Source organism: Streptomyces sp. NPDC058157, from assembly GCF_042884105.1.
Lineage (GTDB): Bacteria > Actinomycetota > Actinomycetes > Streptomycetales > Streptomycetaceae > Streptomyces.
Genome location: NZ_JBHVUQ010000001.1, coordinates 20,981 through 30,482, shown reverse-complemented (window position 1 = coordinate 30,482; position 9,502 = coordinate 20,981). Strand labels below are relative to the sequence as shown.

The 9,502-nt window shown below is 70.3% G+C and carries 8 protein-coding genes and 1 pseudogene; 6 read left to right on the top strand and 3 right to left on the bottom strand.

All coding sequences use genetic code 11. From position 1 onward, the window contains the following. Positions 1-187 precede the first annotated feature (187 nt). The gene (locus tag ACFVXK_RS00190; RefSeq protein ID WP_389608837.1) at positions 188-403 is read right to left on the bottom strand and encodes a hypothetical protein; all 216 of its coding nucleotides are present in this window, start codon (positions 401-403) and stop codon (positions 188-190) included. 406 nt (positions 404-809) lie between these two features. After that, positions 810-1,109 carry a DUF6479 family protein gene (locus tag ACFVXK_RS00185; protein ID WP_389608836.1) on the bottom strand — a complete coding sequence of 100 codons (300 nt, stop codon included), beginning with the start codon at positions 1,107-1,109 and terminating at the stop codon, positions 810-812. 975 nt (positions 1,110-2,084) lie between these two features. On the opposite strand from ACFVXK_RS00185, the gene ACFVXK_RS00180 reads away from it, so the two are divergent. From ACFVXK_RS00180 to ACFVXK_RS00165, 4 genes and pseudogenes are all read left to right on the top strand, one after another. Beyond that, positions 2,085-2,393 (top strand): hypothetical protein, encoded by a 309-nt coding sequence (locus ACFVXK_RS00180; RefSeq protein WP_389608834.1) that lies wholly within the window; start codon positions 2,085-2,087, stop codon positions 2,391-2,393. Positions 2,394-2,516: 123 nt separating this feature from the next. Further along, positions 2,517-2,690 (top strand): hypothetical protein, encoded by a 174-nt coding sequence (locus ACFVXK_RS00175; RefSeq protein ID WP_389608833.1) that lies wholly within the window; start codon positions 2,517-2,519, stop codon positions 2,688-2,690. Positions 2,691-2,979: 289 nt separating this feature from the next. After that, complete coding sequence (locus ACFVXK_RS00170; RefSeq protein ID WP_389608831.1) at positions 2,980-4,476, top strand: S1 RNA-binding domain-containing protein; 1,497 nt, start codon at positions 2,980-2,982, stop codon at positions 4,474-4,476. Between the two features lie 532 nt (positions 4,477-5,008). Beyond that, positions 5,009-5,505 (top strand): annotated as a pseudogene (locus tag ACFVXK_RS00165) (DUF4265 domain-containing protein). 476 nt (positions 5,506-5,981) lie between these two features. On the opposite strand, the gene ACFVXK_RS00160 reads toward ACFVXK_RS00165, so the two are convergent. After that, positions 5,982-6,275 carry a hypothetical protein gene (locus ACFVXK_RS00160; RefSeq protein ID WP_389608830.1) on the bottom strand — a complete coding sequence of 98 codons (294 nt, stop codon included), beginning with the start codon at positions 6,273-6,275 and terminating at the stop codon, positions 5,982-5,984. A gap of 770 nt (positions 6,276-7,045) precedes the next feature. On the opposite strand from ACFVXK_RS00160, the gene ACFVXK_RS00155 reads away from it, so the two are divergent. Both ACFVXK_RS00155 and ACFVXK_RS00150 read left to right on the top strand, forming a co-directional pair. Next, on the top strand, positions 7,046-8,122 hold the full coding sequence (locus tag ACFVXK_RS00155; protein ID WP_389608828.1) for a hypothetical protein: 1,077 nt from the start codon (positions 7,046-7,048) through the stop codon (positions 8,120-8,122). Between the two features lie 97 nt (positions 8,123-8,219). Beyond that, a complete protein-coding gene (locus ACFVXK_RS00150) occupies positions 8,220-9,311 on the top strand; it encodes a hypothetical protein (RefSeq protein WP_389608826.1) in 1,092 nt (363 codons plus the stop codon). The last annotated feature ends 191 nt before the right edge of the window (positions 9,312-9,502 follow it).

The following is a 9,502-nucleotide window of genomic DNA, read 5'->3' as shown; positions in this document are numbered from 1 at the left end:
CCTCAGTCGGATCGGTCGATCAACGACGACGTGAGGCCACTGTCCGCGACGGCCGGACGGTCCCGAAAGTCCCACAAACACGCTTCTTGACGAGCCCCGACGAGCCCGGAGAAAACCCCGGTACCGCAATCCCGTGACACCCGGAAGCACGGCACGCGGCCCGGGCGAAGGAGCCGACGCCCCGGCCCTACCGTCCGCGCCCGAAGACGTGGAACACGAACTCGACGCCGGCACGGGCGACGCCCTGGGGCAGGGTGTCGCGGCCGGTTGCCGCGCCGATCAGCGTGCGGCCGACGGTCACGCCGGCGACTTCGGCGCCGAAGCCGGTCCATCCGGCGGCTTCGCCGGCCTTCCGCCGTACGGTAACGGTGGAGTCGTTCGGGCTGGGGCCCGCAGAGTTCACCGCGACCCGCGACGAACGGAACAGCGAGGGGGATGTGCCGCTGATCGAGGGCGCCGACCCGGCGTACGCCCCGGGCTCGCGGCTTCCGGGTCCGCCCGGTCCCCGCGCCTCTTCCGAGCTCACGGTCCCCGCCGCCACCCCCGGCATGCAGGAACACACCCTGAACCGGGTGCGCCACCGCGACCACTACCTCGACCTGCGCACCCTGGCCGCCGCCGGCCGCGACTGGCTGACCACCCCGCGCCCCGTCTACGAGGCGGGCTCGTCGTTCAGGAACGACCCGCTGCCCTCGCTGGCCATCGCCCCGGCCCACGACGTCTGCCAAGACCTCTGCAGGACGATCAGGCCCTCGCGTGAAGCAGAACGGTGGCCTTCCCCCCGGGCCCGGTCGGCTCCGTGTCTCAGGTCAGGACCGCTCGTCTTCGGGGGAGCCGAAGTTGCCGTAGCCCTTCAGCTCGTGTGCCGTGCGCCGGCTGCCGTCCGTGGGGAACGGCTGGTCCTCAGCCTCGCGGCGCTCCTCGGGCTGCCCGGCGTCCGCGGGCCGTCGGGGCTGCTGGGCGGTGGTGGGCGGCTGGGGTTCGGCGGCGCGCCGTTTCATGCCCCACCACACGGCGCCGACGAGCAGGATGACGATGATGACGCCGAGTGCCGAGGTGAACACGGCACCCGTGGCGCTCATGGCGAGCGCGTCGGATGGGTTGATCACGGAGCTGTTCCTTTCGACGGGCACCGCCACGGGGCCCCTTGGGCCCCGTCGGCCGTTACGTTCTCGACGTCGCGGCTGCCCGCCGGGTGGGAGACGAAACGGCACCGCCGCTTCCCCGGCCAGGTCTGACCCCGCCACCACTGCCCCGGCGTTGCACGGCGGCACCGGTCGCTCACCGGTCCCCTACGCCGTGCTGCCTGGCTCGACGGCGACACCCTCGCCCGCAGCCGCTTCGACACGGTCACCGGCTTCGACGCCGGCTCAGGGAGGGAGGCAGCGGTGGGAGTACCTGCCGCCGCGCCGGAACGACATCTGCACCACGCCGCCACCGGCTCTGTCGTACTCATCGCGTACGGCGAGCCCCCCCCACGACTGCACGACGGTCGCCGCGCTCGACCGAACGGCAACACCGTGCGCGCATTCGACCTGCGCACCGGCGCGCCGCGCTGGACGGCCGCCATACCCACCGGCTGTACGCCGGGGAAGGGGTCCGCCGCGCCGAAGCAGATCCTCGCCCTGTGTCCTGCGGCACTGAGGCCAAGCTCGCCTCCTTCGACCCCTCCGACGGCGGGGCCCGATGGACCGTGGCCCTCGACGCCCGGCGGACCGCATGCGCAGGGCGGCCAGGTCATGGCCCTGCTCACCTCCTGCAAGTACGGCGAGCACCTGTACGTATACGACGCGGCCACGGGCGACGAAAAGGAGGACCGTGCCTTCCGCGAGCGCATCGGCGGCGTCGGCGACCTGTTCCCCTACGAAGACCTCGTCATCGGCGTCCGGACCGGAGGGAGAGCGTTGGGCCCTTCTCCGCGTACGAGCGCTGATGACGCCGACGCGCCTCGCCCGGGCCCTCGTGAACCGGGGCGGGTCCACCACCCAGCGGCGTGTCCCGGCCCGTTGAGGCGCCCGGGACGGTGTTTGCTGGAGACCAGGAGGCCGATCTAGGGGCCGCCCGCACCGTCAGGAGCCGGGACCATGAAGTTCGCACAGATCATCGACTTCGAGACCGACCGCATCGACGAGGTCCGCGAGCTGCTGCGCGGGTACGAGGAGCGGGCCCGCGCGCAGCAACGGACCGGGACCCCGGTGGGCCGTACGCTGCTGCGGGACCGTGCCCATCCCAACCGGTATCTCGCCGTGGTCGAGTTCGACTCCCCCGAGGCGGCCAGGGCCAACAGCGACGCCGCCGAGACCAATGAGCTCGCGCAGGCCCTCGCCGCGTTGATGACGAGGCCGGCCGCCTACACCGACTGCGACGTCGTGGACCGCCAGAGCGCCGGCTGATCGAGCCCGGCCCGGCACGGGGCCGTACCCCGTGCCGATCCCGGTGCCGGTGAACGCGGTCCGGCGGGCGGACGACGGCCGGGTGCTCGTGCCGGGGCCGAGCCGGACGAGCGGAGGCTGTGGGTGGCCACGCGCGGCGAGAACAGCGGTGTCGGGCTGGCCTGTCTCGCTCCGGCCCGGCCCGAGAGGGAGCTTCGCTCCCGGCTGAGCTGCCCGCCCCTGGTGGGGCAGCAGGCGGGCCACCTGAAGCCGATCGTCCGCCGCGACGCTGCGGCCCGGCTGCTGCCGGGAACCTGACCCGGTGGCTGGCCCCGGGCCAGGACCCAGAACGGCACTGCCCGGGTTGCCGGTCCGGGGCGGGCGGGTGCGGGGGCGGCGGTGGGCACAGGGCCTTCCTGGGGTGGTGCGGAAGAGGTCGCCCCTACGAGAACGCACGCTCGAATGCGAGGCCGGGCGTGAAGCGCGCCCCACTCGGTGCGCAGAGGGTTCTCAGCCTGGGCGACCTGGGTCGTTCCTAGAAAATCCTGGCCGCGGACTCGGCGCCGGAACCTACGCTGGGATCCCCTACAGACCATTCGGGAGCAGCGTGCCGACGTTCGTCTACCAGATCACCAAGTACGACCCCGCCGACCGTGACGAGCGCGGTCACTACACCGGAGACGAGGACCCTGTCAGTGACCACGGGCCGGTTGAGGAGGCGTACCTGGCAGCAATCGCCGCCTTCGCGGAGGCGGCAGGCATCGACCAGCTGGAGATCCGCGAGCCACAGCTCGGGGGCTTCGCCCACTTCGGCCTGGAACCACCGATCGACGGCTACGGCCTGGCCGACTTGTTCCCGGCCGGGTTCCACGACGGCGCTCTGGTGCCGATAGCCGCCGGCCTGGAACTCGTCCGGTCGATGCTCCGCGACCACGGCCTCTGGTGCCGATTGGAGGCAGGAGGAGGGTTCACCGTGCACGTCGGATGGGACCAGTACCTCTACATCGGCAGCGACCTGCCCTGCGAAACGGCACTGGCCCGCACCAGCGCGCTCGGCCTGTTCCCGGAACGGCTGGACGCCTCTCCGTACGACTTCGTCCCCGACGACCCCGCGTACGTGCAGCGGCCGGCCGACGCCGACTTCTGGGCCCGCCTGTGCTGGACCGTCAATGCCTACCGCGCGGTGTTCCTGGAGGAGCTGTTCGCCGGCAACGCCTCCCGGTGGCACCGCCTGACGCGCGACAACATCGACAGCGTGCGTTCCCGGCTGGCCCCACGCGCACAGCTGGCAGTCTGGCCAGACCTGCTTACCGACGTCGACGAGGCCGTGGCCGCTCTGCCCGCCGAAGGCCTCGTGGAGATCGTCTGGGAGGACGAGGACGGGCGGATCGCGAGCACGGTCGTGGACGAGACCGACTTCGACGCGGTAACCGCCCGGCTCGCCGGCGCGCGTGCTGCCGGCGTCGTATCCATGTATGCGGGTGAGGATCTGCCGCTGTTCACCGCTGTGCTGCCCGACAGCGACGGCGTTCTGCGCGCTCGCTGGCAGACCGTGCCGACGCCCAGCGACCGGGACTGGGCGTTCCTGAAGACCCTGCGGCGCGGCCAGGTCGTCACCGGCACCGTGACGACCATCGCCGACTTCGGCGTCACCTTCGTGGACATCGGCGGATTCACCGCAATGATCAACATCCCAGAGTTGTCATGGCGTCCCTTCGACCAGCCGTCCGATGTCGTCAGCGTCGGCCAGGAGGTCACAGCCGAGGTCCTCGACGTCGACATGGTCAGGGAACGGGTACCGCTGTCGCTCCGAGCAGTGCAGGAAGACCCGTGGCCACAGGTGGCGCAGAGGACCGGCCAGGTGGTGACCGGGCCGGTCACCAAGACCGTGCCGTTCGGAGTCTTCGTCCGCGTCGAGGACCGAGAGGACGGCCTCCAGGGACTCGTGCACACCAGCGAGCTGGATGAACCGTTCGGAGACGCCGTCGAGGTCGGTGACGTCCTCACCGTGAAGATCATCGACGTCGATCTCGTGCGCCGTCGTATCACCCTGTCGCAGGTCCAGGCTCGTACCTCTGCCGCAGACAGTCGGCCCGGTCACTGACGGCGACAGGAATCGGCTTCGGGGCCTGTACTGCCTGCGACGATGCCGGCCAGTTCCGGTCGTCCGCTCGAGTACTGCGCCGGGCTCGCCGATGGCCGTCAGGTTGCGGCGCGGCCGCGACCCAGCTACGCGCCTGCGACGTTCCGGAGCTGCGTCAGCCTTGGTCCGCTGGGCGGACGAGAACGTGCAGCGTGCCGATCGAGGCACGGGGGCCATGCTGGTCCACGGGTTCAGCGACCCCCGCCCGGTGCGGTCGGCCGTCCGTGGAGCGGAGCTCTCCTTCGTCAACGACTGCATGACGTGGCTGGCCCGTACCGTGGGCGGAGACCTGCCGGTCTGCGCCTTCGCCCCGGACGACCGCCCGGACTCGCGGCACAGTGCGATGTTGATGTTCGATCACGGGGCTTTCGGCCGCCCAGGACCGGCCGCCCAGGCCGAGTACCTGGCAGGCAGGTGCGCCGACGCGCTTTCCCTTGTCCTCCAACCGCCGGTCGTGCCGTGACGGCTGGGGTTGATCCCCAGCTCAGACCCGGTGCGACGCCTCGTTGACCGTCACGAGAAGGTAGCCGAGAAGATCAAGGTCTCGTTCCGGTTCGTCCCTCGCGAGGAATGGTTCTCCCAGGACACCGAGGGCCTGTGGGCGACGCCGCTCGGCGATGACACGGTGTGCGTGCAGAACATCCCGTTTCTCTAGAACGGGGTCGCCGAGAGCGATGTAGTGCGATACCAGACCGACGCCGACGCACTCCACTGGGCTGTCGGGCAGGTCAGTTCGTCCGGCAACTGCACGATCCGTGTGCTGCCCGTGCCCACCGGTCCCCTGGGACGGAGTCCGCAGGCGGTGCATCAGCGCCTTCAGTGTTCGAGCTCGGAGGCGAGGTCTTCACCGAGGACTTTCCCATGGTGGCCTTCACTGCACCGGCAGGCGCGGACTTCGCCGGGATCAAGGCTCTCCTGGTACAGGGGCAGACAGAGGGATGGTGGTACTACGAGGTCGGATGTGGCACCGACGAATGGTGGAACGCCTGAGCCTGCCGCCCATCTGATTCGTCGAGGCTTGATGCCGACCTCGTGATGTGCGGGTCGGGCGTATGACCCGCCTGTGGCGAGGACGCGTCGGACGTCACACCGGCCCTGCCGTGCCAGCGTTGGGCTGGCTTCCGGGTAGCCAGGGGTATGCCCCGACCCTGACGCTTAACCCAGCGACGATCTATACGGTCCACGTCTACGCCAGGGGCCGAGAGGAGTCCCGAGCGCGGTACGAAGCCGCTATGGTCCGCGAGGAATGGGGTCTCCGCGAGGGGTTCGAGGACTACGTAGCCGTCTTCATCCCTGCTCGAGAGCAGGCCGGCGGGGCCGCAGGTTGAACAACAACCTCGCTGCCTGCGACTCGTGAAGCGGGGTGGAGCCGTCGGGCGCATGGGGTGTCGCAAGTCAGGACCAAGTGCCGCCGCTCCCGTAGATGAAAGACACCTCATGCGGCTGACGGGTCAAGTTGACCTTGGTCAGCCGGCTGCAAAGGCGGCTATCAAGGTGTCCACTCGGACTTCCAGTTCGGGCGTCAGAGCCCCGTTCACGGCCAGCCTGAACTCATCGCCGCCGACCTCGCGGGCAAGCCGAATCTCGACCTCGCGGTGCTCGCCGACCAAGGGATACGAATACCAGCCGTCGGTCGCTTCGATCGCCAGTGCCACCGTCTCCCAGTCGGTGGCATCGAATTCGTAGCCCACGTAGTGCGACAGCAACTCCAGGAACGACCGCAGGTTGCGTTCCCAGATCCATCCACCGACCTCTGCCATGGCTCCCCTCAGTGCTCAGGAGGACAGCCTGTCATGAGCCGCGACCCCGGTTGATCACTCAGCTGCGGTGGGGGCAGGAAACGCGCTGCACGCGTCCTGGGCCACCCGGTTCTGAAGGCAGTGGTGGAGTTGACCGTCTCGGCAGGGTTGGTGACGGCTTCACCCGGGTTACTGATCTGTTCACCCGGGGGTCGCGTCACGTCGGGGACGGCGGCGGCGAGTTGGGGTATGGAGCGGATGAGAGCGACGTCCACCTGCGCGGCACCTTGTTGCTGCACAGCCGCAAGGTCGCTCGCGGGCAAGCCTGTTGAGTGCTGGAGGCCCCGATCCAGCCGGTGGCCCTGAACCAGGGCCACCGCACGTCCCGTGAACACCAACCGGCACCTCCGGACACGTTCGCCGGGCGGCGGCCTGCGGTCACGTGGAGCCACAGCCGCTCCGTGGGACGGCTGGGGGAAGGCACCGCACGCGCCTACGCATCTGCTACTTCAAAGTAGGTAAAAGCCGGGTAGATGCCGGTCTTTAGGGCTGCTAGAGTCCGCATGCGCTGCTCCGGACAGAGCGGCGAGATGGCCGGTCCGAATCCCAGGCCCACCGAGCGGCTTACATCCGCGAGGCGGGCAGCCGTCGCGATGCCGTGGCAACTCCGCACCGACGATGCCCGTGCGCGTCTTCCGTTCCGTGCCGCCCCTGGCGCCCGCGCCGCCCCCGGCGGAGCCCACCTCCGCGCAGCGCCCTCCGCCTATCACCCATCAGATGGGAAGGCCTACATGAACGCAGGACTCATACGCCGCTTCGCCGCAGGCAGAGCGATCTTCCTCGGTGCCGTTCTGGCCCTGGCCGTACCGGGCGCCGCCTACGCCAACAGCGTGAGCGTGACGGTGAAGACCCCGGGTGCCACCAGCGGTCCCGCATCCGCCAACTCCGAGGTATCGAGCCACGGGGACTGTTCCAGCGGCCTGATCTCAGGCGGTGGGATCAACCAGGCCATCGGTACCGGTTCCAGCGTGAACGGCAACCACGTCAACGGGACCTCGCCCAGCTCCGACGGCACCACCGAATTCACCGGTTCCACCGGCGTCGTCGGCACCGACGTGACGCACTGGCTCGGCATCGGTGGAAGTGGAGGCCAGGTCAACGCCTCCTTCTCCACCACCCCTTACGCGATGTGCATCACCAGCAACCTGATCAACCACACCCAGGTCGTGATGAACAAGGCCAACACCCCGACGGCCGGCGCGACCAAGGGACTCGTCACGGCGACGTGCCCGGCCAACACCCGCCTGCTCGGTGGCGGGGCCCGCACCACCCCGGGCAACACCGGAAGCTTCAAGACGATCGCGAGCTTCCCCACCTTCAACAACTCCGCGCACTCCTTCGGCGCGAAGGCCGCGGCGGACGGAGAGACCAACCCCGACTCCTGGTCGGCGGTCGGCTGGGACTCGGGCGCCAACAGCGCCGATCACACCTACGCCTACGCGATCTGCAGCGGAAGCGGTATCGGCATCAGCGGCACCACGGTGAAGGTCCGCCACACCGAAGTCAGCGGCCCGACCACCGGGAGCACCGGCCAGACGGCGACGGCCGGCTGTGGCCAGGGTGACGGGAACCTGGTCAGCGGCGGCGCCGCGATCAGCGGGGGCAGCGTGACCACCACCGACTTCACCGGTCCGGCCTCGACCGGCGACCACCTCAACGGAGCCTTCCCCAGCACCTCCGGCGGTGCCGCGGTCAGTGACGGAACCACCACGGCGGCGTACTGGACGGCCTCCGCCCACACCGGTGGCCAGTCCTCTCCCGGCACCTACACCGACGCCTGGGCCCTGTGCGCCAACGACGGCATCTGAGGCAGCCGTTGCCGGCGACCGGACGCAGAGCGGACGCCGACCGGACGACAGCCGGACCGCAAGCGACCACGCGCACGAACACACGAGAGAGACTCCCATGAGCATGAAGACCCGGCGGGCCACCGCCGCAGGCAAGGCCCTCTTCCTGACCGCCCTGCTGACCATCGCGGTGCCGGGTACCGCGCACGCCAAGACCGCCGACGTCACCGTCGTCAGCCCCGGCCCCACCATGGGCCCCCCGACCCCCTTCACCGGAGTCTCCTCCCACGCCGACTGTCCGGACGGGCTCGTCTCCGGAGGCGGGGCCGACCAGGCGATCGGCAGCGACGAGATGTCCAACGGCAACCACGTGATGGGCATGGTGCCCAGCGCCGACGGCGCCGCCGAGTACGTCGACACGGCCGGGGTCGTCGGAACCGACGCAGCGCACTGGATGGCGTTCGGCGGGAGCGGGAGCCGCAGCAGCGACGCTTTCTCCACCACCCCGTACGCGATCTGCCTGAGCAGCAACCTGATCCGCCACACCCAGGTCGTCATGAACAAGGCCCAGGGGCCCTCCAGCGGGCTGTCGTCCAAGCTCGTCACGGCGACGTGCCCGGCGGGCACGGTCCTCATCGGCGGCGGGGCCCGCACCACCCCGGCCAGCGTCGGCAGTCTCAAGCCGATCGCCAGCTTCCCCACCTTCAACGACGCCGACCACCACTTCGGCGCGATCGCGGCGGGTGACGGTGAGCGCGACCCCGATGCGTGGACGGCGGTCGGCGGGATCGGCGGCGGCCGCGGCGCGGACAACATGACCTATGCCTACGCGATCTGCAGCACGGACGACATCGACCTCAAGCACGTTTCCACGACGGTCCGCTTCACCGAGGTCAGCGGCCCGAACACGGCCTCCACGGGCCAGACGGCGACGGCCGGCTGCACGCGCGGCGACGGTCAGCTGATCAGCGGGGGCGCCGCGGTCAGCGGCGGGAACGTGACCACCACCGACTTCAGCAAGGCCACCTCCGGCGGCCCCCACCTGAACGGCAGCTTCCCCAGCGACGCCGCCGGCACCCCGGCGGCCGATGGGACCGCGAACCCGTCGTACTGGACGGCAGCCACCCACAGCGGCGGTTCCCCCTCCGCGGGCAGCTACTCCGACGTCTGGGCTCTCTGCCTGGACGTACGGCACGGCCACAAGGGCTGATACCGCAGAGGCCCAGGCCGTGACGCCGGCGGCTTGGCTGCCGAAACCGCCTTGGCCGTCTGAGCACCGGTCGGAGGCTGCGCCGGCGCTGTTGTCGAAGCATCCGCCGCGGCCGCCGTCGCCGTCGCCTCGTCCGCCGCTGCAGCCCGCACCGAACGCCCAGGAGGTGCCGTCCACGGGGTTCGGCACGG

Coding starts and splice junctions, on each gene's coding strand:
- ACFVXK_RS00160 (WP_389608830.1), bottom strand. CDS start 6,275: ATGGCAGAGGTCGGTGGATGGATCTGGGAACGCAACCTGCGGTCGTTC.
- ACFVXK_RS00150 (WP_389608826.1), top strand. CDS start 8,220: ATGAGCATGAAGACCCGGCGGGCCACCGCCGCAGGCAAGGCCCTCTTC.
- ACFVXK_RS00155 (WP_389608828.1), top strand. CDS start 7,046: ATGAACGCAGGACTCATACGCCGCTTCGCCGCAGGCAGAGCGATCTTC.
- ACFVXK_RS00180 (WP_389608834.1), top strand. CDS start 2,085: ATGAAGTTCGCACAGATCATCGACTTCGAGACCGACCGCATCGACGAG.